Genomic DNA, 25,536 nt, shown 5'->3' on the forward strand with positions numbered 1-25,536 from the left:
ACCGGCCGTCCCTCCTCGCCGTTCAGGCCCGGCCCCGCTCCGCCAGCCAGGCGTCCTCCGCGGCGTACGGGAACCACGCCTCCTCGTACTTCACCAGGTTCGGGAACACCTCCCGCCAGTCCCGCCCGGCCAGCGCCCCGGCCATCCACTCCACGGTGGCGGGCAGCGCGTCCGCGTACGTGGTGACGGGCCGGTACCCGAGCTCCCGCTCGGCCGCCGCCATGTCGTAGACGACCGGATGGACCCCGCTCCACGGCGTCAGCCCGACCCCGCCGGGCGGCGGCGCGCCCTCCACCAGGACCGTCTCGCTCTTCACCCCGAGGACCGCGTCGACCCCGGCGGAGATCTCCGCGACCGTCGGCACGTCCGGATCGCCCGCGTTGAGCACCCGGGCACCCGGCCGGGCGGCCGCCAGCCGGATCAGCTCCGCGAGATTGGAGACATGGACCGGATGGAACCGGGACCGGCCGCCGTACGCGAGCACCCGCACCGGCCGCCCCTCCAGGGCCCGACGCACGAAGTAGAGCTCACGCGGGGAGCGGCAGTGCCGCCCGTGGATCGCACCCGCCCGCAGCAGCGTCGTCGGCAGGCGCTCACCCAGCGCCAGCAACTCCCGCTCCAGCGCCACCTTCCGCGTCCCATAGGTCGCCCCGCCCGGCTCGACCGTCGCCTGCGACTCCGGGATCGGCACCGGGTAGCGCGGAAAGCCGTCAGGCTCGTCCTGGGTGTCGAAGCTGCGCCCCCGTTCGTCGCGGTAGACCGCCCCGCTGGAGACCACCACCGCCGAACCGATCCGCCCGGCCAGCGCGCCCAACTGGCGCGCGTGCCCGGTGTCGAATGCCACCACGTCGACGAGGACGTCGCACCCGTCACCGACCAGCGCCGCGAGGGCGCCTTCCTCGTCCCGGTCGAGCGCCACCGCGCGCACCCCGTCCGGCCAGTTCTCGTCCCGCCCTCCGCCGCGCGACGCGGCGGCCACCTCCCATCCGTCCGCGGCCAGCGCGGTCACCGCCGCACGGCCGATCTGCCCTGTCGCTCCGACGACACACACGATTCCCCTGGTCATGGCCGGGACGCTACGCCCGCCCCCGCCCCGCGCCCAGACCGTTCAGCCGAGCGCGGATCCGCCGTCAGCGTCGCCGCCAGGGGAACTTTCCGCCGTGACCTGCCTGTTCGGTCTCGGCGGCCTTCACCTTCGCCGCGTAGTCGTCCACGTAGTCCTGCCCGGACAGCGCCAGGATCTCGTACATGATCTCGTCGGTCACCGCCCGGACCACGGTCTTCTCCTGCTCCATCCCGGCGAACCGGGAGAAGTCCAGCGGTGCGCCGAACCGGATCGTGACCCGCTTGACCTTCGGCACCACCTTGCCCGGCGGCTGGATCTCGAACGTCCCCACCATCGCGCACGGAATCACCGGCACACCTGCGGTCAGCGCCATCACCGCGACCCCGACCTTGCCCTTGTAGAGCCGGCCGTCGTGCGAGCGGGTGCCCTCCGGGTAGATGCCGAGCAGCTCACCCCGGGCGAGCACCCCGAGCCCCTCCCGGATCGCCGCCCGGCCCGCCTCCTTGCCGGAGCGGTCCACCGGGATCTGGCCCGCGCTGCGGAAGAATGCGGCCGTCAGCCGGCCCTTGAGCCCCGGGCCGGTGAAGTACTCCTGCTTGGCCAGGAACGTGATCCTCCGCTTGAGCACCACCGGCATCAGGAAGTGGTCCGAGAAGGACAGATGGTTCCCCGCGACGATCGCCGCGCCCTGCTCCGGGACGTGCTCCAGCCCCTCGATCCGGGGCCGGAACAGCAGCCGCAGCAGCGGCCCCAGCAGGACATACTTGAGCAGCTGGTAGAACACGGGCGCCCCCTGACTCGGCCGGGCCGGTCAGGTCCGCCCAGGACGGCCACCGGCGCCCGGTCCTGTACCCGTATTCGTCGCCGCCACACCGATCGTGACCAGCGTGAGCACCACCAGGCCGAACCAGAGCCAGCCGTTGCTGCCGAGCGCCACCGTGTACGCGGTGGTGATCACCAGTACACAGACGGTGATCACAGCCATGATCTTCGTGGAACCGGACATCACTGTCCTCCTCCGGACGCGGCCGTTCAGCCCATGGTGACTCCGCGACGGGGGCGCGCGCTACTGCCGGGACATCACCGGCCGCGCGCCTGGAGCGACGCGAGGTAGGCGTTGTACGCCTCCAGCTCCTTGTCGCCGTCCCGGTCGGCTGCCCGGTCCGCCCGCTTGGCGACCCGCTGCTCGGAGCGGTACCACTGGTAGACCAGCGCGATCAGCACCAGCACCGACGGGATCTCACTGAACGCCCAGGCGATACCGCCCGCCGCGTTCTGGTCGGAGAGCGCGTCGATGCCGAGCGAGGCCGGCGGATTCTCGTACGCCTTGATCATCGGCTCGGTGGCCATCATCAGCGCGATACCGAAGAAGGCGTGGAACGGCATCCCGGCGAAGAGCTCCAGCATCCGCATCACATAGCCGGGCCGGTGCGGGCCCGGGTCGACGCCCATGATCGGCCAGAAGAAGATCAGACCGACCATGAGGAAGTGCACCATCATCGCGATGTGTCCCGTCGTCGACCCCATCAGGAAGTCGAAGAGCGGCGTGAAGTAGAGCGCGTACAGGCTCGCGATGAACATCGGGATGGTGAACGCCGGATGCGTGATGATCCGCAGGTAGCAGCTGTGCAGCAGCATCAGCAGCAGCTCACGCGGCCCCTTGGTACCCCGGCGCGCCACCGGCAGCGCGCGCAGCGCCAGCGTCACCGGCGCGCCGAGCAGCAGCAGGATCGGCGACACCATGCTGATCACCATGTGCTGCACCATGTGCACGCTAAACATGACCATGCCGTAGTCGTTGAGCTTGGTGCACATCACCAGCGCGATGCTCAGCACACCGATCGTGAAGGAGACCGCCCGGCCCAGCGGCCAGGCGTCCCCGCGCCGCCGCAGCCGCGCCACGCCCCAGCCGTAGAGGCCGAGCCCCACGAGACAGGCGACCAGGAAGAACAGGTCCGGTGAGAACTCGAGCCCCCGCCCCAGCGTGAACGGCGGCAGGTCCATGTTCATGCCGTGCCCGCTGTGATCCATCTGTGTACTCCCGGGGGCGTCCTGATTCGTGCCAGTTGTCCGCACCAGACTAGAACCGCCCCCGGCCGTCGCTGCGGCCGGGGGCGGTTCGTTCACGATGCAACGGGTGTCACAGGACGCACTCGGCCTCGGCGTACCGCTCGGACGGCACGGTCTTCAGGGTCTCGACGGCTTCGGCGAGCGGCACCAGCGTGATGTCCGTGCCGCGCAGCGCGGTCATCATGCCGAAGGCGCCGTTGTGCGCCGCCTCGACGGCGTGCCAGCCGAACCGGGTAGCGAGGACACGGTCGTACGCGGTCGGGGTGCCGCCGCGCTGCACATGGCCGAGGATGACGGGCCGGGCCTCCTTGCCGAGGCGCTGCTCCAGCTCGATCGACAGCTGCCGGGCGACGCCGGCGAAGCGCTCGTGGCCGTAGATGTCCTTGCCGCCCTCGTCGAACTCCATCGACCCCGCGCGCGGCTTGGCGCCCTCGGCGACCACGACGATCGCGAACCGCTTGCCGGCCTCGAACCGCGCGCCGACCCGGGCGGTCAACTCGTCGATGTCGAAGGGCCGCTCGGGCACGACGATGGCGTGGGCGCCGGCGGCCATGCCGGAGTGCAGCGCGATCCAGCCGGTGTGGCGGCCCATGACCTCGACGATCAGCACCCGCTGGTGGGACTCGGCAGTGGTCTTCAGCCGGTCCAGGGCCTCGGTGGCGACGCCGACGGCGGTGTCGAAACCGAAGGTCACATCGGTCGAGGCGATGTCGTTGTCGATGGTCTTCGGCACGCCGACGATCGGCAAACCGGCCTCGGAGAGCAGATGGGCGGCCTTGAGGGTGCCCTCGCCGCCGATCGGGATGATCGCGTCCAGGCCGAGGTCGGCGACATGGCCCCTGGCCCGCTCGACACCGTCGCGCAGATGCGCGGGCTGGACCCGGGAGGAGCCGAGGATGGTGCCGCCACGGGCGAGGATGCCGGCCACCGCGTCCAGGTCGAGCTTGCGGTAGTCGCCCTCAAGCAGACCCTTCCAGCCGTCGTGGAAGCCCACGACCTCGTCGCCGTGGTCGACGACCGCGCGGTGCACGACGGAACGGATGACGGCGTTCAGACCGGGGCAGTCGCCGCCGGAAGTGAGCACACCAATGCGCATAGCCCGAAATACCTTTGCAACGTGGGCCGACTCCCGGACCACGTCGTCCGGTTGGATCCCCGCCACCCTATCGGTGCCGGATGGCGGGGCCGAACCGTCTGTCCGACTACTGGACGACCTTCGTAGGAACGAACAGGACGTCCGTACGAGCCGGGTCGCCGCCGGGTCAGGCAGGGGTGAGCGCGGTGTTGATCCGCTCGTTGCGCAGCGCCTCGTACCACCGGTCGTCGGTCGGCGGCAGCGCGTTCACATCGAGGGCCAGCTTGAGCAGCAGGTCCGCGATCTGCGGGTTGCGGGCCATGACCGGGCCGTGCATGTACGTGCCGAACACGGTGTCGTTGTACGCGCCCTCGGTGCCGTCGCCGGTGCCGTTGCCCTTGCCGATCACCGTACGGGCGAACGGGCGGGCGGTCGGGCCGAGGTGGGTGATGCCCTGGTGGTTCTCGAACCCGGTCAGCTGGGGCAGGCCCAGGCGCGGGTCGATGTCGGCGAGGACGTCGCCGACGCACCGCTCGCCCTCGCCGCGGGTGGAGATCACGTCGATCAGTCCGAGGCCCGGCTCGCGCTCGCCGAGGTCGTTGATGAACTCGTGGCCGAGGATCTGGTACCCGGCACAGACAGAGAAGATGATCGCGCCGTTCTCCGCCGCCCGGCTCAGACCCCCGTCACGGCGCAGCCGCTCGGCCGCCAGCCGCTGCGGCCGGTCCTCACCGCCACCGATCAGATAGATGTCGCCGGAGGTGGGCACCGGCTGGTCGCTGCGGACGTCGACGCGCTGGACGTCGAGGCCGCGCTGACGGGCCCGGCGCTCGACGACGAGGGCGTTGCCCTGGTCGCCGTAGGTGCTCAGCAGGTCGGGGTAGACCCAGACCAGACGCAGGCTGCTCTCACTCATGCTGCAAGTCCTCTTCGGGTCAGTTGCCGACGCGGCGGCGGACGTCCTGGAAGGCGGTGTAGTTGGCGATCAGCTCGATCTGGCCGGGCGGTGCGGACTGCACGGCCTCGTCGATGGAGTCGACGACCTGGAAGTCCAGGCCCGCGACCTCCAGGCGGACCGCCAGGTCCAGCTTGCGGTCACCGATGACGTAGATCGGGTGGCCGGCGAGCCGGGTGTAGTCGACGTCCCAGAGCCAGGAGGTGTCCGTGCCGTCGGCGCCTCGGGCGTTGACCGAGAGGATCACCGGCGTCGGCGGCGGGTCGATCAGCGAAAACGTTTCGAGCCAGCCCGCGGGGTTCTTGGCGAGCAGAAGCCGCAGCTCACGGCCCTGGAAGGAGACGACGTCGTAGCGCCCGGCCACGGCCTGCACCTGGTACATGCGCTCGAGGGCGACCTGCGGCGGCACCCCGAAGACCGCGGCGACCGCGGCGGAGGTCGCGGCGTTGGCCTTGTTGGCGCGGCCCGGCAGCTGGAGGTGGATCGGCCAGGCCGACCCGTGCGGGTCCAGGACGTGGTCGCCGCTGAGCACCCAGCTGGGGGAGGGGCGGCGGAAACCGCACTCGCCGCAGAACCAGTCGTCGCCGGGGCGCTGCATCACACCACCGCAGGAGGGGCACGACCAGGCGTCGTCCTTCCACTCCTGGCCGGCGGCCACCCACACCACGTTCGGCGATGAGGAGGCGGCCCACACGATCAGCGGGTCGTCGGCGTTGGCGATCACGACGGCCTTGGTGCCGTTGAGACCCTCGCGCCACTTCTCGGCGAGCATCCGGGTCTCGGCGGCGCGGTCGAGCTGGTCGCGGGAGAGATTGAGCAGCGCGATCGCCTTCGGGGTGACGTCCCGGGCGACCCCGGCGAGGTACTTCTCGTCGACCTCGATGACACCGAACTTGGCGTCCGAGCCGCCGGCGAGCGCCGAGGTGATGCCGGCGGGCATGTTGGCGCCGAGCGCGTTCGAGACGACCGGGCCGCTGGCGCGCAGCGCCTCGGCGATCAGCCGGGTGGTGGTGGTCTTGCCGTTGGTCGCCGACACCAGGACGACGTCCAGATGCTGGGCCAGCCGCCCCAGCAGGTCGGGGTCGAGCTTGAGCGCCACCCGGCCACCGATCACGGATCCGCTGCCGCGTCCCGCGGCGCGCGACACCGCCGCCGCGGCCTTGCCCGCCGTCACGGCCAGCTTGGCGCGTGGCGACAGCGGCTCTGAATTGCCGGGGTGTCCAGCCATCGTCCTTGTTCCTCCTTGCGTCGGTCCGGGCTCAGCCTATCGAGATCAGGCCAGCGCCCCGAATCGCGGCACCACCAGGAAACAACCAGGTCACGGCGGACCGTACGCTTGCCGCCATGCGAAACCGCCCGATCCCCGGCAGTTCCGGCCTTGTTCGAGCCATGAGTCTGCTCGGCGACCCGGTGCTGCACGCCCCCTGCGAGACCGTCACCGATTTCGGCCCGTCGCTCAAACGCCTGGTCGAGGACATGTTCGCGACGATGTACGCGGCGAACGGCGTCGGCCTCGCCGCCAACCAGGTGGGTGTCGGCCTGCGGGTCTTCGTCTTCGACTGCCCGGACGACGAGGACGTACGGCATCTGGGTCATGTGGTGAACCCGCGCCTGGTCGAGACCGACGATGTCGTGGTCCGCGGCCCCGAGGGCTGCCTGTCCCTGCCGGGCATCGAGGCGGGCACCCCGCGCTTCGACCGCGCGGTCGTCGAGGGCGTCACGACGGACGGCGCCCCGGTCCGCATCGAGGGCACCGGCTTCTTCGCCCGCTGCCTCCAGCACGAATGCGACCACCTGGAGGGCACGGTCTACGTCGACCACCTCACGGGCTGGCGCCACGCGAAGGCGATGCGGGCGGCGCGGAAGGCGCCGTGGGCGAGGGGGCGGGAGGCGGTCGGCGGAGTGTGAGGGCGCCGGGCCGCCTCCGGGGGCCGGGCGCCGGCCTTTGGGGCGGTTCGTGGGCCGGGACGGCGGCTCCCGCTCGCCGGGGCGGGGCGGGGGTGTGCCTCGTCGAGGGGGGCGGCTCCTGCACGTCCTCGCCCTCCGGTCCGGAGTTCATGACCGGCTTGCCGGGCGGCGCGCGCCTCGCCCGGCCACCGGCCGAGTAGCCGGCAGCGGGCTGGACCCGCCCCCCGTTCCGGAGACGCGGCCCGCATCCCTCAGGACTTCGGGCGGGCCGGCTCCGGGTCGTCAGAAGCCCGGGCCGTCCACGCGGTCGGCGGCCTCGGCGAGGCGGCCCCACAGGAGGTCCGCAAGGCCGCGGACCAACTCCGGGCGGGAGCAGGGGCGTTCGCCCAGCCACCAGTCGCCGGCCGCGTGCATCATGCCGACGATGCCGTGGCCCCACACCCGCGCCAGCGCCTCGCTGCCGGGGCCGAGGTCGATGCGCTCGGCGATGACCACGCCCAGCTCCTCGCCCATGCGCCGCAGCAGCGGCGCCGAGTGGCGGCCCACGTCGAAGCCGGGACCGTCCTGCTGGGTCTCCTCCGCAGGGTGCATCAGGAAGCGGTACACCTGCGGGCGGGCCTCGATCGCGGCGAGGTACGTGTCGAGCGTCGCCTCGACGCGTTCGCGCCGGTCCGCGGGCGCGTCCAGCGCGGAGCGCAGCGCGGCGAGCAGGGCGTCGGTGTGGCGCTGGGCGAGCGCGCGGTACAGGCCGCCCTTGTCGCCGAAGTGACGGTAGAGGATCGGCTTGGTGATGCCCGCCTCCGCCGCGATCGCGTTCATCGACGCCTGGGGGCCGTCCCTGAGCACCACGCGGTCGGCCGCTTCGAGCAGTTCGCGGCGCCGTTCCTGCGCCGATTTCTGCTGGTCGGTCCGGTGTGTGGTGTCCATAGCGTCTCTCCCCGCCCGTGCGAATTCCTGAGGCCTGCGCAACGTAACACCAAGGCCGCACCCGGTGCCGGGCGGGACGATGCCGGTTGACATCTGCTACTTACCGGTAACACACTGCGGTTACCGCAAGTAACGCACTGCTGGAGGGGACTATGGCCGAGTTCACGCTCGAACTCAACGACGACCAGAAGCAGGTCCGTGACTGGTTGCACGGATTCGCCGAGGACGTGATCCGCCCCGCCGCCGCGGAGTGGGACGAGCGTGAGGAGACCCCCTGGCCGGTGATCCAGGAAGCCGCCAAGGTCGGCATCTACTCCCTCGACTTCTACGCCCAGCAGTTCTTCGACCCCACGGGCCTCGGCATCCCGATGGCGATGGAGGAACTCTTCTGGGGTGACGCGGGCATCGCCCTGTCCATCGTCGGCACCGGCCTCGCGGCCGTGGGCGTCCTCGCCAACGGCACCGAGGAGCAGATCGGCACCTGGATCCCGCAGATGTACGGCGACGCCGACGACGTCAAGGTCGCGGCGTTCTGCTCCTCCGAGCCCGACGCCGGTTCCGACGTCGCCTCGATGCGGACCCGCGCCGTCTACGACGAGGCCAAGGACGAATGGGTCCTCAACGGCACCAAGACCTGGGCCACCAACGGCGGTATCGCCAACGTCCATGTCGTCGTCGCCGCCGTCGACGCCGAACTCGGCTCCAAGGGCCACGCCTCCTTCATCGTCCCTCCGGGGACCCCGGGCCTGTCCCAGGGCCAGAAGTTCAAGAAGCACGGCATCAGGGCCTCGCACACCGCCGAGGTCGTCCTCGAAGACGTCCGCGTCCCCGGCCACTGCCTCCTCGGCGGCAAGGAGAAGCTCGACGAGCGCCTCGCCCGCGCCCGTGAGAAGGCGAAGGCGGGCGGCGACCGGGTGAAGAACGCCGCGATGGCCACCTTCGAGGCCTCCCGCCCGGCCGTCGGCGCGATGGCCGTCGGCACCGCCCGCGCCGCGTACGAGGTGGCCCTCGACTACGCCAGGACCCGCGAGCAGTTCGGCCGCCCGATCATCGACAACCAGGGCGTCGCCTTCCAGCTCGCCGACATGCGCACCCAGATCGACGCCGCCCGCCTGCTCGTCTGGCGCGCCTCCTGGATGGCGACCACGGGCAAGCCGTTCACCTCGGCCGAGGGCTCGATGTCCAAGCTGTACGCCAGCGAGGTCGCCAAGAAGGTCACGGCGCAGGCGATCCAGATCCTGGGCGGCAACGGCTACACGCGCGAGTACCCGGTCGAGCGCATGCACCGAGATGCGGCTATCTACACCATCTTCGAAGGCACCAGCGAGATCCAGCGACTGGTCATCGCCCGCACGCTCTCGGGCCTGCCGATCCGCTGACGCGCCGTAGGGGCCAGGGCAGTTGACGACGCCTGGCCGCCGGGCGGGGCATGACGCCCCTCCCGGCGCGCAGGGCCCTACGCCACGCAGAACTCGTTGCCCTCCGGGTCCTGGAGCACCACCCCGTAGTAGTCCATGTCCGCCGGGGCCATCACCCGCAGCACGCTCGCGCCCGCGTCGGTGAGCAGCGCCACCTTGTGGTCGACCCGCTCCCGGCGCGTGGCGAGCGGCACCTCCCGCCCGCCGCTGACTTTCAGGTCCAGATGCACCCGGTTCTTCACGGACTTGAGCTCGGGAACCTGCTGGAACCAGATCCGCGGGCCCGTCCCCGCCGGGTCCACGATCGACTCCGGTGTCTCGCCCACCCCCTCGGGCAGCTCCCCCTCGGGCACGCCCATGGCGGACCAGTACGCCCGCCAGGTGGCATGGCCACCGGGCGCCGGCTCGGGCACATAGCCCAGCGCCGGCGCCCAGAACTCCACGAGCCTGCGCGGGTCGGCACAGTCGATGGTCAGCTGAAGTGTCGTCTCCATGGGGCGAGCGTCCCAGACGCCTCTGACAATCGCCGTCCGCGTCGCGCGACGACCGGGGCGAGGGGGATCAGGCGCCCAGGAGGGCCTCGATCGCCGCGACGACCTCCGGCGCCTCGGGCTCCGTACGCGGCCGGAAGCGGGTCACCTCACCGGAGGGCGAGATGAGGAACTTCTCGAAGTTCCACTGCACGTCACCGGCCTCGCCGTCGGCGTCGGCGACCCGCGTCAGCTCCTGGTAGAGCGGGTGCCGGTCCGCGCCGTTCACCTCGGTCTTCTCCAGGAGCGGGAACGTCACTCCGTACGTCGCCGAGCAGAACGTCTGGATCTCGTCCGCACTGCCCGGCTCCTGCCCGGCGAACTGGTTGCACGGCACCCCGAGCACGGTGAAGCCACGCTCCCCGTAACTCTGCTGCAGCCGCTCCAGGCCCGCGTACTGCGGAGTGAGGCCGCACTTGGAGGCGACGTTGACCAGTAGGACCGCCTTGTCCTTGTAGTCGGCCAGGGTGGTCGGCTCGCCGGTCAGGGTGCGCAGCGGGATGTCGTACAGGGTCATCGGGTCTCCTCGTCGATAAGGCGATCAGCAGTCAGGGTCGATCAGCAGTCTGGGTCGGCAACCTGGTCAGCAGCCTAGGCCAGGCCGCGGAACAGGCCCTCCTGGACCACCGAGACCAGCAGCCGCCCCTCGCGGTCGTAGATCCTGCCCCGGGCGAGCCCCCGGCCGCCCGTCGCGATCGGCGACTCCTGGTCGTACAGGAACCATTCGTCCGCGCGGAAGGGCCGGTGGAACCACATCGCGTGGTCCAGCGACGCCATGTCGAAGCCCCGCGGGCCCCACAGCGGCTCGACCGGGATCCGTACCGCGTCGAGCAGGGTCATGTCGGAGGCGTACGTCAGCGCGCAGGTGTGCACCAGCGGATCGTCGCCGAGCGGACCCACCGCCCGCATCCACACCGCGCTGCGCGGGTCCGCGTCCTTGACCTCGTCCTTCGTCCAGCGCAGCCGGTCCACGTAGCGGATGTCGAACGGCTGGCGCCGGGCCATCCGCTCCAGCGCCTCGGGCAGCGCGCCGAGGTGGTCGCGGATCTCGTCCGCGAGCTTCGGCAGGGTCTCCGGATCCGTCATGTGGCGAGGCGGCAGCTGGTGCTCGAACCCGGCCTCCTCCGGCAGGTGGAAGGAGGCGGTCAGGTTGAAGATCGTCCGGCCCTGCTGGACGGCGGTGACCCGGCGGGTGGTGAAGGACCGGCCGTCCCTGACCCGCTCGACCTGGTAGACGATCGGGACACCGGGGCGCCCCGGCCGCAGGAAGTAGGCGTGCAGCGAGTGCACCGGCCGGTCGCCCTCGGTGGTGCGGCCGGCCGCGACCAGGGCCTGACCGGCCACCTGCCCGCCGAAGACCCGCTGGAGCGACTCCTGCGGGCTGGCGCCACGGAAGATGTTCACCTCGATCTGCTCCAGATCGAGCAGATCGACGAGTCGTTCGGCGGGACTGGTCACACGTACTCCTCAGAGCTGGCCGACGGAGGTCACGCGGACCACGGCCCGCCCCTCCTCGTCGGAGGCAGCGAGATCCACCTCCGCGCTGATGCCCCAGTCATGGTCGCCGTTCGGGTCGGCGAACGTCTGCCGGACGCGCCACAGACCGTGCGCCGGGTCCTCCTCGATCGACAGCAGCTTGGGACCGCGCGCGTCCGGACCGGTGCCGAGGTCGTCGTACTCGTCCCAGTAGGCGTCCATCGCCTCGCCCCACGCTTCCTCGTCCCAGCCGGACTCGGCGTCCAGCTCGCCGAGCTGGGCGACCTGGTCGAGGGCGGCGAGCTCGACCCGGCGGAACATGGCGTTGCGCACCAGCACCCGGAACGCGCGCGCGTTCGCGGTGACCGGCTTGACCTGGTCGGCCTTCTCCTGAGCCTCCTCGGCGGTCTCCAGCTCCGGATTGGCCAGCTGCTCCCACTCGTCGAGCAGGGAGGAGTCGACCTGGCGGACCATCTCGCCCAGCCAGGCGATCAGGTCCTCCAGGTCCTCGGTCTTCAGATCGTCCGGGATCGTGTGGTCGAGGGCCTTGTAGGCGCTGGCGAGATAGCGCAGCACGATGCCCTCGGTGCGGGCCAGCTCGTACCAGGAGGTGAACTCCGTGAACGACAGCGCCCGTTCGTACATGTCACGGATCACGGACTTCGGCGAGACCGGGTGGTCGCCGACCCACGGATGGGAGGTGCGGTAGGTGTTGTACGCGTGCCACAGCAGCTCTTCGAGCGGCTTGGGATACGAGATGTCCTGGAGCCGCTCCATCCGCTCCTCGTACTCGATGCCGTCGGCCTTCATCTGCCCGACCGCCTCGCCGCGCGCCTTGTTCTGCTGGGCGGCGAGGATCTGACGCGGGTCGTCGAGGGTCGACTCGACCACGGAGACCATGTCGAGCGCGTACGAGGGCGATTCGGGGTCGAGCAGGTCGAAGGCGGCCAGCGCGAAGGTCGACAGCGGCTGGTTGAGCGCGAAGTCCTGCTGGAGGTCGACGGTGAGCCGGATGGTGCGGCCCTCGGCGTCCGGGGTGTCCAGCTGCTCGACCACCCCGCCCGCGAGGAGTGAGCGGTAGATGGCGATGGCCCGGCGGATGTGCCGCAGCTGCTGCCTGCGCGGCTCGTGGTTGTCCTCCAGGAGCTTGCGCATCGCCTCGAAGGCGTTGCCCGGCCGGGCGATCACCGACAGCAGCATGATGTTGGTGACCTTGAACCGCGAGGTCAGCGGCTCGGGCTCGGAGCCGATCAGCTTCTCGAAGGTCGAATCGCTCCAGGCGACGAATCCCTCCGGCGCCTTCTTGCGGACCACCTTGCGGCGCTTCTTGGGGTCGTCCCCGGCCTTGGCGAGCGCCTTCTCGTTCTCGATGACGTGCTCGGGCGCCTGGGCGACCACCAGACCGGCCGTGTCGAAGCCCGCCCGCCCCGCGCGCCCGGCGATCTGGTGGAACTCACGGGCACGAAGCGTACGGACGCGGTTGCCGTCGTACTTGGTGAGCGCGGTGAACAGGACCGTGCGAATCGGGACGTTCACCCCGACTCCGAGGGTGTCGGTGCCGCAGATCACCTTCAGCAGACCCGCCTGGGCGAGCTTCTCGACCAGCCGCCGGTACTTGGGCAGCATGCCCGCGTGGTGCACGCCGATGCCGTGCCGCACGAACCGCGAGAGGTTCTGCCCGAACTTGGTGGTGAAGCGGAAATTGCCGATCAGCTCGGCGATCTTGTCCTTCTCCTCGCGCGAGCACATGTTGATGCTCATCAGCGACTGCGCCCGCTCGACCGCCTGCGCCTGCGTGAAGTGGACGATGTAGACCGGCGCCTGCTTGGTCTCCAGGAGCTCGGTCAGGGTCTCGGTGATCGGCGTCATCTCGTACTCGTACGAGAGCGGCACCGGCCGGGTCGCCGAGCGGACCACCGAGGTGGGCCGGCCCGTGCGCCGGGTCAGGTCCTTTTCGAACATGGAGACGTCACCGAGCGTCGCCGACATCAGCACGAACTGCGCCTGCGGCAGTTCCAGCAGCGGGATCTGCCAGGCCCAGCCGCGGTCCGGCTCGGCGTAGAAGTGGAACTCGTCCATCACGACCTGGCCGATGTCGGCGTGCTTGCCGTCGCGCAGCGCGATGGAGGCGAGGACCTCGGCGGTGCAGCAGATCACCGGCGCGTCCGCGTTCACGGACGCGTCGCCGGTCAGCATGCCGACGTTCTCCGTGCCGAAGAGCTTGCACAGGTCGAAGAACTTCTCCGACACCAGCGCCTTGATCGGCGCGGTGTAGAAGGTCACCTGGTCATTGGCGAGCGCGGTGAAGTGCGCACCCGCCGCGACCAGGCTCTTTCCCGATCCGGTGGGTGTGGACAAGATCACGTTCGCCCCGGAGACCACCTCGATCAGCGCCTCCTCCTGGGCGGGGTAGAGCGTGATGCCGCGCTCCTCGGCCCATGAGGAGAAAGCCTCGAAGAGGGCATCGGGGTCGGCATCCGGCGGCAGCTGATCGATAAGGGTCACGCCCCCATCTTGCCTGGATTCCCTCCGGAGGAGGGAACCGGCCGTCCCGGTCGAAGATCACGACAGATACCCTGTCCCGTCGACCGGCCGTCAACTGGGCGCCGGCGCGGGAGGAATGGGGCGGGAACGACCATGATGGGACCGGCGCACTCGCTGTCCGGGGCGGCGGCCTGGCTGGGCGTAGGGGCGGCCGCGGCCGCCGCGGGCCACCCGATGCCGTGGCCCGTACTCGTCGTCGGCGCACTGATCTGTGCCGGCGCGGCCCTCGCCCCCGACCTCGACCACAAGTCGGCGACCATCTCGCGCGCCTTCGGGCCCGTCTCCAAGGGCCTGTGCGAGATCGTCGACAAGCTGTCGTACGCCGTCTACAAGGCCACCCGCAGCTCCGCGGACCCCCGCAGGTCCGGCGGCCACCGCACCCTCACCCACACCTGGGTCTGGGCCGTCCTGATCGGCGCCGGCGCCTCCGTCCTGGCGATCACCGGCGGGCGCTGGGCGGTGCTCGGGATCCTCTTCGTACATCTGGTCCTCGCCGTCGAGGGCCTGCTGTGGCGCGCCGCCCGGATGTCCAGCGACATCCTCGTGTGGCTGCTCGGCGCCACCAGCGCCTGGATCCTCGCGGGCGTGCTCGACCAGCCCGGCAACGGCTCGGACTGGCTCTTCACCGGCCCCGGGCAGGAGTACCTCTGGCTGGGCCTGCCCATCGTGCTCGGCGCCCTCGTCCACGACATCGGCGACGCGCTGACCGTCTCCGGCTGCCCGATCCTGTGGCCCATCCCGGTCGGCCGTAAGCGCTGGTACCCGGTCGGGCCGCCGAAGGGCCTGCGGTTCCGCGCGGGCAGCTGGGTGGAGCTGAAGGTGCTCATGCCGGCCTTCATGCTCCTCGGCGGCGTCGGCGGTGCCTCGGCGCTGGGCTTCATCTAGCGGCGCCGGCCGGCGGGCGGGCGCCGCCTGGTGCGGCCGCACCCCAGCGGACGTCATGGGCTGTTCCGGCGGATCGTCTGATCCACCGTCAACTGCCCGATTCAGCCGTGCCAGGACCGCCACAGCGCCGCGTACGCGCCGTCCGCCGCCACCAGCTCGTCATGGCTGCCCAGTTCACTGATCCGGCCGTCCTCGACCACCGCGATCACATCCGCGTCGTGGGCGGTGTGCAGCCGGTGCGCGATCGCCACCACCGTACGGCCGTCCAGCACCCGCCCCAGCGACCGCTCCAGATGGCGGGCCGCGCGCGGATCCAGCAGCGAGGTCGCCTCGTCCAGGACGAGCGTGTGCGGATCGGCGAGCACCAGTCGGGCCAGCGCGATCTGCTGTGCCTGCGCCGGGGTCAGGGACAGTCCGCCCGAGCCGACCTCGGTGTCGAGACCGTCCTCCAGCGCCCCCGCCCAGTCGCTCGCGTCGACCGCGCCCAGGGCCGCCCACAGCTCGGCGTCCGTGGCCGACGTCCGGGCCAGCAGCAGATTGTCCCGCAGGGACCCCACGAACACGTGATGTTCCTGGTTGACCAGGGCCACGTGCTCGCGTACCCGCTCGGCCGGCATCTTCGCCAGCTCCGCCGAGCCGAGCGTGACCCGGCCGGTCCGCGGCGCGTAGATTCCCGCGAGCAGCCGGCCCAGGGTCGACTTGCCCGCGCCGGAGGGGCCGACCAGCGCGAGACGGGTGCCCGGGGCGACACTCATCGACACCTGGTGCAGCACGTCGACCCCTTCGCGGTAGCCGAAGCGCACGTCCCGCGCCCGTACCTGCCGTCCGTCGGGGCGCACTTCCGCGTCCCCCGCGTCCGGCTCGATGTCCCGTACGCCCACCAGCCGGGCCAGCGACACCTGCGCCACCTGCAGCTCGTCGTACCAGCGCAGGATGAGCCCGATCGGGTCGACCAGCATCTGGGCGAGCAGCGCGCCGGTCGTCAGCTGGCCCACGTCGAGCCAGCCGTTCAGGACGAACACCCCGCCGATCATCAGCGCGGAGGCGAGCACCAGCACATGGGTGACGCTGACGATCGGGAAGAGCACGGACCTCAGGAAGAGCGTGTAACGCTCCCATGCCGTCCACTCCTTGATGCGCCGCTCCGACAGGGCGATCCGGCGCGCGCCCAGGCGGTGCGCTTCGACCGTGCGGCCCGCGTCCACCGTCTCGGCGAGCGCGGCGGCGACCGCCGCGTACCCCGCGGTCTCCGAGCGGTAGGCGGCCCCGGCCCGCCGGAAGTACCAGCGGCAGCCCACGATCAGCAGCGGCGCCGCCACCAGGATCGCCAGCGCCAACGGCGGTGCGGTCACCGTGAGTCCGCCGATGAGCAGCCCGGCCCAGACCACGCCGATCGCCAGCTGCGGCACCGCCTCCCGCATCGCGTTGGCGAGCCGGTCGATGTCGGTGGTGATCCGGGAGAGCAGATCGCCGGTCCCGGCCCGCTCCAGCACGCCCGGCGGCAGACTCACCGAGCGGACCAGGAAGTCCTCCCGGAGGTCGGCGAGCATCTCCTCGCCGAGCATCGCCCCGCGCAGCCGCATCAGCCGTACGAAGACGGCCTCCACCGCCAGCGCGGCCACGAACAGGCCCACCGTCCACTCCAGATGGAGCTCACGCGCCCCGTCCGCCAGCCGCTCGACCAGCGAACCGAGCAGGTACGGCCCGGCCATCGAGGCGATCACCGCGATCGCGTTGACCGTGACGAGCACGGTGAACGCCCGGCGGTGGCGGCGCAGCAGCTCCGCCACGTACGCCCGTACGGTCGCCGGCGTGCCGACCGGCAGGGTCGTGGCGGAGGTGGGGGCCGCCGGATCGTACTCCGGGGGTGCGACGCCGATCATGCCGTCTCCTCGATCTCTTCCCGTACCGCCGGGATCGCTTCCCGCCCCAGGGGCAGGGGGTCGTCGTCGGGCTCGCGGGTGACCACCGCCCGGTAGCGGGGCTCGGTGCGCAGCAGTTCGCGGTGTGTGCCCACCGCCACGGCCTGCCCCTCGTGGACCAGGACCACCCGGTCCGCGAGGTCGAGCAGCAGCGGCGAGGAGGCGAGGACGACCGTCGTCCGCCCCTCACGCAGCCGTGCCACACCCGCCGCGACCCGCGACTCGGTGTGCGCGTCCACGGCCGACGTCGGCTCGTCCAGGACGAGCACCCCCGGATCGGTCACCAGCGAGCGGGCGAGCGCCAGACGCTGGCGCTGCCCGCCGGACAAGGAGCGGCCGCGCTCGGTGATCCGGGTCCGCATCGGGTCGCCGTCCGTGTCCACGGACGCCTGCGCCAGCGCGTCCAGGACGTCCGCGCACTGCGCCGCCGCGAGGGCCTCCTCGGCGCGCACCGCACCGGACGACGGCACGTCGAGCAGCTCGGCGAGGGTGCCGGAGAGCAGCACCGGATCCTTGTCCTGGACGAGGACGGCGGCGCGGGCCGCGTCCAGCTCCAGTTCGTCCAGCGGCACCCCGCCGAGCAGGACGGACGTGTGCCCCTCGGCCGGCTCCGCCGGATGGCCGCCGAGCCGCTCGGCGAGCCGCCCGGCCGCGTCCGGGTCGCCGCAGACGACGGCGGTGAGCCGCCCGGCCGGGGCGAGCACGCCCGTGACCGGGTCGTACAGATCGCCGCCGTCGGGGACCGCGGTCCCGCGCGCCGTCGACGTACGCTCCAGCGACAGCACCCGCGCGGCGCGCCTCGCAGAGGGCCGGGAGAAGGAGAAGGCCATCGCGATCTCCTCGAAGTGCCTCAACGGATAGCGGGTGAGGGCCACCGCGCTGTAGACGGTGACCAGTTCACCGACCGAGATCCGGCCGTCCAGCGCGAGCCGGGCGCCGTACACCACGACCACGATCAGGAGCACGCCGGGCAGGAGCACCTGGATCGCCGAGATCAGCGCCCACATCCGGGCGCTGCGCACGGCGGCCCGGCGCACCTCCTGGGAGGCGGCGCGGTAGCGGCCGAGGAACAGCTCCTCGCCGCCGATGCCGCGCAGCACCCGCAGCCCGGCCACCGTGTCGGAGGCCAGCTCGGTCGCCCGCCCTGCCTTCTCCCGCTGGACGTCGGCGCGGCGGGTGGCCCGCGGGAGCAGCGGCAGTACCGCGAGCGCGAGGACGGGTACGCCGACGGCGACCACCACCCCGAGGGCGGGCTCGTAGACCACGAGTCCCACGCAGACAAGGATCAGCGTGAGGGCGGCCGCGGCGAACCGGGAGAGCGCCTCCACGAACCAGCCGATCTTCTCCACGTCACCCGTCGACACGGCGACGATCTCGCCCGCGGCGACCCGCCGGGTCAGCACGGACCCCAGCTCGGCGGTCTTGCGGGCGAGGAGCTGCTGCACGCGCGCGGCGGCGGTGATCCAGTTGGTGACGGCCGTGCGGTGCAGCATCGTGTCGCCGAGCGCCAGCGCCGCGCCCAGCAGGGCGATCAGGCCACCGGCGAGCGCGAGCCGCCCTCCGTCGCGGTCCACCACCGCCTGGACGGCGAAGCCGACGCCGAGCGGCAGCCCGGCGATGCCGAGGTGGTGCACCATCCCCCAGAGCAGGGACAGGATCTGTCCGCGGAGCTGGCCCCGGCCGAGCCAGATCAGGAAGCGCGTGCCCGAGCGGACGTCGGGCACGCCTGGGTCGGCATACGGAAGATCGCGAATCTGCATGACGCCCCAGGTCTTCGAGGGTGGCTGAAACGGTGCAAGGTTCGCGTCGGGGACCGTCCTTCGGCAATCGATTTTCCGGCGCCACCGCACAGAACGCGCCAAGATCCCCTCCGGCGGTCTGGTGCCCACCGCCCGTCCCGCGCTTCACTCCGGGCCCATGAGACCTTCCAGGATCATGGGCATGATCAGCGGTCTGGCCCTCGCCGCCGCCACGCTGCTCGGCGCTACCCCCGCCGCCGCGACCGAGACACCACCGAAGGAATTCGGCACCGACTGGCACGACCCGCTCACCGCCGCCCCGCCCGTCACCCGCCCCCACACCCGCTCCTGCGAAGTGACCGTCGCCGAGGCCCAGTTCCGCGACTTCACCCCCTACCGCGGCACCTACACACCCCCCAAGGCGTGCGCCACCCCCTGGAGCAAGGTCGTGCTCCGGCTCGACGGCACCGTCAAGGGACGTCAGTACGACCGCCTCGGCCATCTCGCCGTCGGCGGCGTGGAAGTCCTCCGCACCTCCACCCCGCAGCCCTCGCCCGACGGCATCGCCTGGGCGGTCGAGAAGGACGTCACCCGCTACAGCGACACCCTGCGCCGCCCGCAGCCGGTGGAGATGCTGATCGGAAACGTCGTCAACGACACCTACACGGGCGTCATCGACGTCAAGGTGACGCTGACCTTCTACCCGGCCACCGGCCCCGCGAAGACGCCCCCGACCGTCCCCGACCGGGTCGTGCCGCTCGACTCGGCGACCCTCACCACCCCGCGCAACACCGAGCGGATCCTCGCCGAGGTCTACGCGACCGGCTCCGGCGGCGGCTGCGAGGAGTACTGGTACCTCACCACCCCGGACGCGGCGCCCTACACCTGCAAGGCCACCGACGGCCCGTACCGCGAGGTGCGCATCTCCGTCGACGGACGGCTCGCCGGGATCGCCGCCCCCTTCCCGACCGTCTGGACAGGCGGCTGGTCCAACCCCTTCCTCTGGTACGTGACCCCCGGCCCCCGCGCCTTCGACGTCCAGCCGGTCGTCTACGACCTGACGCCGTTCGCCGCGCTCCTCAACGACGGCCGCGCCCACCGCGTCGACGTCTCCGTCGCCGGAGTGCCCGAAGGCCGGACCGGCTGGAGTACCCCCACCAACATCCTGCTCTGGCAGGACGAAGGACGTGCCGTCGTCACCGGCGCCCTCACACGCCACCGGGAGAGCGAGCCCGCCAACTCCTCCGTGTACACGGCCGGAAGCGAACACCGCCTGGACACGACCGGCGCCCACCGCCTCACCGTCGCCGGACACCTCGACACCTCGCACGGCCGGATCACCACCACCGTCAGCCGCGCCCTGAGCCACACCTCGGCCCACCGCTGGACGGACGGCGAGAGCCGGGACGCGCTCACCGCCACCTGGACCGACCGGGAGAGCGTCACCACCGGCCGCACCACCACCCGCACCGACCGCACGTACACCATGGACGGCGAGACCACCCTCGGTGCGGGGGACCGGCTGCGCACGGTCCTGACCCTCGGCGACCGCGCCGACACCGTGACCGTACGCGGCGGTGAGCGGCTGTCCTGGTCGCGCCTCGACGACACCTACACCGGCGACGCCACGTACACCGCCAACGTCCCGCGCGACCAGCGCCACGCCGTCGGCACCACCTCCGAACGCTACCGGCTGTACGGCTCCGGGGGCTGCTACGACCGGACCGTACGCACCGTGCAGGGGACCGTGACCGAGGACCGCCGACGCTGCTGAGCGACCTGGCACACGCGCGTGGCCCGGCGGATCACGGCCGGGCCACGCGCGCGTAGGTCAGGCCGGTCTCACCGAATCCACCCCGGAGCGGGCCTTCCTCCACTCACCCCGGGTGAAGTCCGGGATCGCCTGCGGCGCGCCCTTCGCCTTGATGGAGGCATGGCTGAGCGGCACCGGCGCCGTCCAGGTCGCCGCGTCGTACACGTCGAAGTCCGGCACCAGCCCCAGCCGCATGCACTGCATCAGCCGGAACAGCATGATGTAGTCCATCCCGCCGTGGCCGCCGGGCGGGTTGGCGTGCTCCTTCCACAGCCAGTGGTCGAAGTCGGCGTACTTCGCGAAGTCGCCCCACTGGTGGCCCTTGTGGTCCGGCTCCAGATAGATCCGTGCCGGGTAGTCCTCGAAGACGCCCTTCGTACCACCGAGGGTGTTGATCCTGCTGTACGGATGCGGGGTGGACACGTCGTGCTCCAGGCGGATCACCCGCCCCTTGGCCGTCTGCACCAGACTGATGGTCCGGTCGGCGCCGATGTACGACTCCTTCCAGCTCGGGTCGCCGGGCGGCATATGGGCGGCGCGGTACTCGGCGAGGCCGAGCGCGGGCGTACCGAAGCTGCTGATGGACACCACCCGGTCGCCGCGGTTGAGGTCCATGTAGTTGGCGACCGGTCCGAAGCCGTGGTTGGGGTAGAGGTCGCCCCGCAGCCGGGTGTGCCACAGCCGCCGCCAGGGCCCCTCGTAATAGGTCGGCGAGAACATCAGCTCCCGCAGATCGTGGTTGTACGCCCCCGCGCCGTGCAGCAGTTCACCGAATTTGCCCGCGTGCGCCATGCGCAGGACCCGCATCTCGTTCCTGCCGTAACAGCAGTTCTCCAGCTGCATGCAGTGGCGGCGGGTCCGCTCGGAGAGGTCGACCAGCGCCCACAGCTCGTCCAGGCGCATCGCGACGGGACACTCCACCCCGACGTGCTTGCCGCCCAGCATCGCCGCTTTCGCCATCTCGAAGTGGGTCTCCCAGGGGGTGGCCACATAGACGAAGTCGACGTCCCCGCGGCCGCAGAGGTTGGCGTAGTCGTCCGGGCCGTTGGCGTAGACCGCGGGCGCGGCCTGTCCGGCCGCGGTCACCTTCGCCGCGGCCCGCTCCGTCTTCTCCCGGACCGGGTCGCAGACCGCGACGACCCGGACGCCGGGCAGGGCGAGAAAGAGGTCGATCATGGAGCCGCCGCGGTTGCCGAGGCCGATGATGCCGACCCGTACGGTCGAACGCCCCTCGAAGGGGACGCCGGCCATCGTGCGGCCCTGGCGTGCGGGGGCGGCGGCCTCGTCCACCGTGGGAGCCGTCCCGGGCGCCGCGGCGATTGCCGGGCCCGCGCCCAGGGCGCCCAGACCCAGACCTGCACCCGCCGCGCCGGCCGTGGTCCTGAGCACGGAACGGCGGCTGGGACCGCTGCCGGGTACTTCGTCGTTCATCGAACCTCCAGGAGCTGGTGAGCTGTCCATGCGCTGGTCCATGAATTCCGGTAAGGACCCTGGTCGTTGGGACTGCTGATGCGCAAGGGCGCCAATTGGACTCTTGAGATGAGCAGTTGGACTTGTCGCACGACGAAGGGCCCGGTCGCGACCTTCGCGACCGGGCCCTCCGCTTTCGGCTCTGGTTCAGGGGTTCGTCAGATGCGCGTCGCCCGCTCCAAGGCGAGCAGCGCCGACCTGTACGTGTGGCCGGTGGCCCGGTCCATGCCGATCTCGCACATCCGGTTCGCGGACAGGTACGCGTCGAAGGAGCGGGCGGTCACCTCGGCGGCCTCAGGGGCCGTCGCGGCGGCGGTCAGCTCCGTGTGCAGCATGCCCCGGTCGCCCGCGAAGGCGCAGCAGCCCGCGTCGATGGGGACGACGACCTCGTCGGCGCAGGCCTCGGCCAGCGCCGTGAGCCGGTCGTCGTCGCCGAGCCGCCGCATCGAGCAGGTCGGGTGGACGACCGCCGAACCGACCGTACGTACGACCGTGAGGCGGGGGAGCAGCTCGTCGGCCGCCCAGACGAGGGAGTCGAGGACCTTCAGAGCGCCGTGCAGCTCGCGGTTCTCGTCGGTGAGATAGGGTACGACGTCCTCGGCGAGACCGAGGGCGCAGGAGGAGGCGTCGACGACCAGGGGAAGCCGTCCGCCGGCCGTCCAGCCCCAGGCGGCCTCCACGATCCTGTTGGCCATCACCTCCGCGCCCGCCTCGTACCCCTTGGAGTGCCAGATCGTGGCGCAGCACGTCCCGGTCACATTCCTCGGGATCCATACCGGCCTCCCCGCGCGGTGCGAGAGTGCCACGACTGCCTCGGGAAGCGAGGGGGCCCGGCGGCCGTCGGCCCCGTACCCGTCGGTTCCCTCACTCCCGGGGTCGCCGAAGATCCGGTTGACACAGGCCGGGTAGTAGACGGCGACCGCCCGGGACCGGCCCGTGCGGGGCAGGGCCCGGGCCGCGCCGGGAAGTTCGGGGAGCCAGTGCGGCACGAGGTCGGGGCGCACGGCCCGGCGGGCGACCGTCGTCACGGCCCCGGTCAGCCGGTCCCCGGCCGCGCCGCCCATGGCCACAGTCAGCCGGGCCGCCGCCTCCACCGCACGGAAGCGCCGCGCGGCGAGCGCCGCGATCCGCTCCTCGCGCGCGGAGTGCCGCCGATGGCGGAACTCCTTCATCAGGACACCCGTGTCGATCCCGACAGGACAGGCCAGCCGGCACATCGAGTCGCCCGCGCAGGTGTCCACCGCGTCGTGGCCGTACGAGGCGAGGAGGCCGACCTCCACCCGAGAACCCTCGGCCTGCCGCATCATCTCCCGGCGCAGCGCGATCCGCTGGCGCGGAGTCGTCGTCAGATCCCTGCTGGGGCAGACCGGCTCGCAGAACCCGCACTCGATGCACGGGTCGGCGGCGGCCTCGATCCGCGGGATCGTCTTCAGGCCGCGGAGATGCGCCTGAGGATCACGGTCGAGGACGATCCGTGGCGCGAGCACCCCGTCGGGGTCGATGAGCTGCTTGAGCCGCCACATCAGCTCCGTGACGCGCTCACCCCACTCCAGCTCCAGGAACGGGGCGATACTGCGGCCGGTGCCGTGCTCGGCCTTGAGCGATCCGTCGAACCGCTCCACGATCAGCCGGCAGAAGTCCCCCATGAAGGCGGCGTACCGCGCCACGTCGGACGGCTCGGCCGCGTCGAAGGTGAGCAGGAAGTGCAGATTGCCGTGGGCGGCGTGACCCGCGACGGCCGCGTCGAAACCATGGCGGGCCTGGAGCGCGGGCAGCGCCTCGCAGGCCTCGGCGAGCCGCCCGGGCGGTACCGCGAAATCCTCCGTGATCAGGGTCGTACCGGCCGGGCGGGCACCGCCGACGGCGGCGACGAACGCCTTGCGGGCCTTCCAGTAGCCCCCGATCGTCCGCGGATCGCGGGTGAAGGCGTTCGACACGGAGGCGACCGGGGCGACCAGTTCCAGGCCCGCCAGGATCGCCTCGGCCTTCTCCTCACGGGCGCGCAGCGCCGCCTCGTCCGCCGCCCGGAACTCGACGAGCAGCGCCGTCGTCGGTCCGGGCAGCCGCGCCCAGTCGGCGGGGACACCCGCCACCGTCACCGAGGCGCGCAGGGTGTTGCCGTCCATCAGCTCCACGGCGATCGCCCCGGCCTCGGTGAAGAGCGGCACGGCCGCCGCGGCCGCCGACAGGGAGGGGAAGAAGAGCAGCGCAGAGGAGACCGCGCGCTCCAGCGGAAGGGTGTCGAAGACGACCTCCGCGATGAAACCGAAGGTGCCCTCGGAGCCCACCATCAGCCCGCGCAGGATCTCGACGGGCGTGCCGCCGTCGAGGAAGGCGTCCAGGCGGTAGCCGTTGGTGTTCTTGATCGTGTACTTGGCGCGGAGCCGGGCCGTGAGCGCGGCATCGGCCTCGATCTCCGCCTTCAGCGCCATCAGCCCCGCGCAGAGCGCGGGCTCGGCGCGCGCGAGCTCCTCGTCCGCGGCCGGGTCGCCGGTGTCGACCACCGTGCCGCTCGGCAGCACGAAGGTGAGCGAGGAGACGGTGCGGTACGAGTCACGGGTGGTGCCCGCGGTCATCCCCGAGGCGTTGTTGGCGACGACCCCGCCGACCGTACACGCGACGGCGCTGGCCGGATCGGGGCCGAGGACGCGGCCGTAGGGGGCGAGCGCCGCGTTGGCCCGCAGGATCGTGGTGCCGGGACGGACCCGCGCCCGGGCGCCGCCGTCCATGACCTCCACGCCCGCCCAGTGGCGGCGCACGTCCACCAGGATGTCCTCGCCCTGGGCCTGGCCGCTGAGACTGGTCCCGGCGGCCCGGAAGACGACCGCGCGGCCCTTGCCGTGCGCGTACGACAGCACCGTGGAGATGTCGTCGAGGTCCTCCGCCACCACCACGACCTTGGGCACGAAGCGGTAGGGGCTCGCGTCGGAGGCGTACCGCACCAGGTCGGAGATCCTGCCGAGCACCTTCTCGGGGCCGAGCAGCGCGGCCAGTTCGGCGCGCAGGGGAGTGGGCGTGCCCTTGGCCTGGAGGTCCGGCACCCGGTCGGCGGAGGGTGTGCGGTCCCCGCCCGGGCGGAGCGCCTGCGGATTCGGCTCGAGCAGTGGCATGGCACGGTCCCCTCTGCGGCGTCCCTGGACGGCTCCGCCGCCGGCCGCCCACGCCGGGGCGGCTCAGCAGCCCCGCTCGGGCCCGGCGTCGACCAGAGCGGACAACAGACCGCCGAGCTCCTCGCGCTGATCGACGGTCAATGGAGCAAGGATGTCCTCTGCGGCCGCCCGACGCGCGCTCCGCAGCTGTCGCAGCGTGGCGCGTCCCTCGTCCGTGAGCTCGATCCGGATCACCCGGCGGTTGGTCGGGTCGGGGGCCCGGCGGACCCGCCCGCCGGCCTCCAGCGCGTCGACCAGGCTGGTCACGGCACGGGGGACGACCTCCAGCCGCGCCGCGAGATCGGCCATCCGCGGCGGCTCGTCGTAGTGCGCGACCGTGCGCAGCAGCCGGGACTGGGCGGGGGTGATCCCGACCGGCTCCAGATGCCGCTTCTGGATGCGGTGGAGCCGTCGGGTCAGCCGCAGGAGCTGCTCGGCCAGCAGGCCGTCGGCGTCGGGGGTGCTCATGCGGGAACATTACCAGGACCAAACTCATTGTGCATATAGGTAACAGTGAGCTAGCCTCTCATTGTCGATCCGGGGTCCGCCGTTCGGTGCGGGCCTGCGGTCGCACGTCCACGCCCCTAGC

Annotated in this window: 21 protein-coding genes; 4 read left to right on the plus strand and 17 right to left on the minus strand. The window is 71.7% G+C overall.

All coding sequences use genetic code 11. From position 1 onward, the window contains the following. Nucleotides 1–22: 22 nt before the first annotated feature. The 7 genes from IEZ01_RS19975 to IEZ01_RS20005 all read right to left on the minus strand — a co-directional run bounded on the left by IEZ01_RS19975 (nt 23) and on the right by IEZ01_RS20005 (nt 6,394). Entirely contained in the window at nt 23–1,066 is a 1,044-nt protein-coding gene (locus IEZ01_RS19975) for an NAD-dependent epimerase/dehydratase family protein (RefSeq protein WP_028797258.1), read from the minus strand. 64 nt (nt 1,067–1,130) lie between these two features. Next, on the minus strand, nt 1,131–1,850 hold the full coding sequence (locus IEZ01_RS19980; RefSeq protein ID WP_019884470.1) for a lysophospholipid acyltransferase family protein: 720 nt from the start codon (nt 1,848–1,850) through the stop codon (nt 1,131–1,133). Nucleotides 1,851–1,877: 27 nt separating this feature from the next. Then, nucleotides 1,878–2,072 carry a hypothetical protein gene (locus IEZ01_RS19985; RefSeq protein WP_019884469.1) on the minus strand — a complete coding sequence of 65 codons (195 nt, stop codon included), beginning with the start codon at nt 2,070–2,072 and terminating at the stop codon, nt 1,878–1,880. 74 nt (nt 2,073–2,146) lie between these two features. Beyond that, nucleotides 2,147–3,097: a cytochrome c oxidase assembly protein gene (locus IEZ01_RS19990; RefSeq protein WP_189202897.1), complete on the minus strand. Its 951-nt coding sequence runs from the start codon at nt 3,095–3,097 to the stop codon at nt 2,147–2,149. A 109-nt stretch (nt 3,098–3,206) separates the two neighbouring features. Beyond that, nucleotides 3,207–4,232, minus strand: coding sequence for a 6-phosphofructokinase (locus IEZ01_RS19995; protein WP_019884461.1), 1,026 nt, complete (start codon nt 4,230–4,232; stop codon nt 3,207–3,209). A gap of 166 nt (nt 4,233–4,398) precedes the next feature. Then, the gene (locus IEZ01_RS20000) at nt 4,399–5,127 is read right to left on the minus strand and encodes a type 1 glutamine amidotransferase (protein ID WP_019884460.1); all 729 of its coding nucleotides are present in this window, start codon (nt 5,125–5,127) and stop codon (nt 4,399–4,401) included. A 19-nt stretch (nt 5,128–5,146) separates the two neighbouring features. Further along, nucleotides 5,147–6,394 carry a Mur ligase family protein gene (locus IEZ01_RS20005; protein ID WP_019884459.1) on the minus strand — a complete coding sequence of 416 codons (1,248 nt, stop codon included), beginning with the start codon at nt 6,392–6,394 and terminating at the stop codon, nt 5,147–5,149. Nucleotides 6,395–6,510: 116 nt separating this feature from the next. Here IEZ01_RS20005 and def point away from each other — a divergent pair, with 116 nt between their 5' ends. After that, a complete protein-coding gene (gene def, locus IEZ01_RS20010; protein WP_028797257.1) occupies nt 6,511–7,074 on the plus strand; it encodes a peptide deformylase in 564 nt (187 codons plus the stop codon). A gap of 282 nt (nt 7,075–7,356) precedes the next feature. On the opposite strand, the gene IEZ01_RS20015 is transcribed toward def, so the two are convergent. Further along, nucleotides 7,357–8,001, minus strand: coding sequence for a TetR/AcrR family transcriptional regulator (locus tag IEZ01_RS20015; RefSeq protein WP_019884457.1), 645 nt, complete (start codon nt 7,999–8,001; stop codon nt 7,357–7,359). 152 nt (nt 8,002–8,153) lie between these two features. Between IEZ01_RS20015 and IEZ01_RS20020 the strand changes: the two genes are divergently transcribed. Beyond that, the gene (locus IEZ01_RS20020) at nt 8,154–9,380 is read left to right on the plus strand and encodes an acyl-CoA dehydrogenase family protein (RefSeq protein WP_189202899.1); all 1,227 of its coding nucleotides are present in this window, start codon (nt 8,154–8,156) and stop codon (nt 9,378–9,380) included. A gap of 77 nt (nt 9,381–9,457) precedes the next feature. On the opposite strand, the gene IEZ01_RS20025 is transcribed toward IEZ01_RS20020, so the two are convergent. The 4 genes from IEZ01_RS20025 to IEZ01_RS20040 form a co-directional block, all read right to left on the minus strand. Further along, on the minus strand, nt 9,458–9,913 hold the full coding sequence (locus IEZ01_RS20025) for a VOC family protein (protein ID WP_189202901.1): 456 nt from the start codon (nt 9,911–9,913) through the stop codon (nt 9,458–9,460). A 67-nt stretch (nt 9,914–9,980) separates the two neighbouring features. After that, the gene (locus tag IEZ01_RS20030; protein WP_019884454.1) at nt 9,981–10,466 is read right to left on the minus strand and encodes a glutathione peroxidase; all 486 of its coding nucleotides are present in this window, start codon (nt 10,464–10,466) and stop codon (nt 9,981–9,983) included. 74 nt (nt 10,467–10,540) lie between these two features. Then, entirely contained in the window at nt 10,541–11,407 is an 867-nt protein-coding gene (locus IEZ01_RS20035) for an acyl-CoA thioesterase (RefSeq protein ID WP_019884453.1), read from the minus strand. A gap of 9 nt (nt 11,408–11,416) precedes the next feature. Continuing rightward, on the minus strand, nt 11,417–13,930 hold the full coding sequence (locus IEZ01_RS20040) for a DEAD/DEAH box helicase (protein ID WP_019884452.1): 2,514 nt from the start codon (nt 13,928–13,930) through the stop codon (nt 11,417–11,419). Nucleotides 13,931–14,062: 132 nt separating this feature from the next. On the opposite strand from IEZ01_RS20040, the gene IEZ01_RS20045 reads away from it, so the two are divergent. Continuing rightward, nucleotides 14,063–14,854 (plus strand): metal-dependent hydrolase, encoded by a 792-nt coding sequence (locus IEZ01_RS20045; RefSeq protein ID WP_019884451.1) that lies wholly within the window; start codon nt 14,063–14,065, stop codon nt 14,852–14,854. A gap of 101 nt (nt 14,855–14,955) precedes the next feature. On the opposite strand, the gene IEZ01_RS20050 is transcribed toward IEZ01_RS20045, so the two are convergent. Further along, nucleotides 14,956–16,737 (minus strand): ABC transporter ATP-binding protein, encoded by a 1,782-nt coding sequence (locus IEZ01_RS20050; protein ID WP_189202903.1) that lies wholly within the window; start codon nt 16,735–16,737, stop codon nt 14,956–14,958. Then, nucleotides 16,734–18,536, minus strand: a complete 1,803-nt coding sequence (locus IEZ01_RS20055; protein WP_189202905.1) for an ABC transporter transmembrane domain-containing protein — start codon at nt 18,534–18,536, stop codon at nt 16,734–16,736. The genes IEZ01_RS20050 and IEZ01_RS20055 overlap by 4 nt, the downstream gene beginning before the upstream one ends. A gap of 157 nt (nt 18,537–18,693) precedes the next feature. Between IEZ01_RS20055 and IEZ01_RS20060 the strand changes: the two genes are divergently transcribed. Then, the gene (locus tag IEZ01_RS20060) at nt 18,694–20,289 is read left to right on the plus strand and encodes a peptide-N4-asparagine amidase (RefSeq protein ID WP_189202907.1); all 1,596 of its coding nucleotides are present in this window, start codon (nt 18,694–18,696) and stop codon (nt 20,287–20,289) included. 57 nt (nt 20,290–20,346) lie between these two features. On the opposite strand, the gene IEZ01_RS20065 is transcribed toward IEZ01_RS20060, so the two are convergent. The 3 genes from IEZ01_RS20065 to IEZ01_RS20075 form a co-directional block, all read right to left on the minus strand. Then, nucleotides 20,347–21,789 carry a Gfo/Idh/MocA family protein gene (locus IEZ01_RS20065; RefSeq protein ID WP_373287641.1) on the minus strand — a complete coding sequence of 481 codons (1,443 nt, stop codon included), beginning with the start codon at nt 21,787–21,789 and terminating at the stop codon, nt 20,347–20,349. A gap of 167 nt (nt 21,790–21,956) precedes the next feature. After that, complete coding sequence (locus IEZ01_RS20070; protein WP_189202911.1) at nt 21,957–24,908, minus strand: FAD-binding and (Fe-S)-binding domain-containing protein; 2,952 nt, start codon at nt 24,906–24,908, stop codon at nt 21,957–21,959. A gap of 63 nt (nt 24,909–24,971) precedes the next feature. Further along, the gene (locus tag IEZ01_RS20075) at nt 24,972–25,415 is read right to left on the minus strand and encodes a MarR family winged helix-turn-helix transcriptional regulator (protein ID WP_019884443.1); all 444 of its coding nucleotides are present in this window, start codon (nt 25,413–25,415) and stop codon (nt 24,972–24,974) included. Between the last annotated feature and the right edge of the window lie 121 nt (nt 25,416–25,536).

Source organism: Streptomyces purpureus (genome assembly GCF_014648195.1).
Taxonomy (GTDB): Bacteria; Actinomycetota; Actinomycetes; order Streptomycetales; family Streptomycetaceae; genus Streptomyces; species Streptomyces purpureus.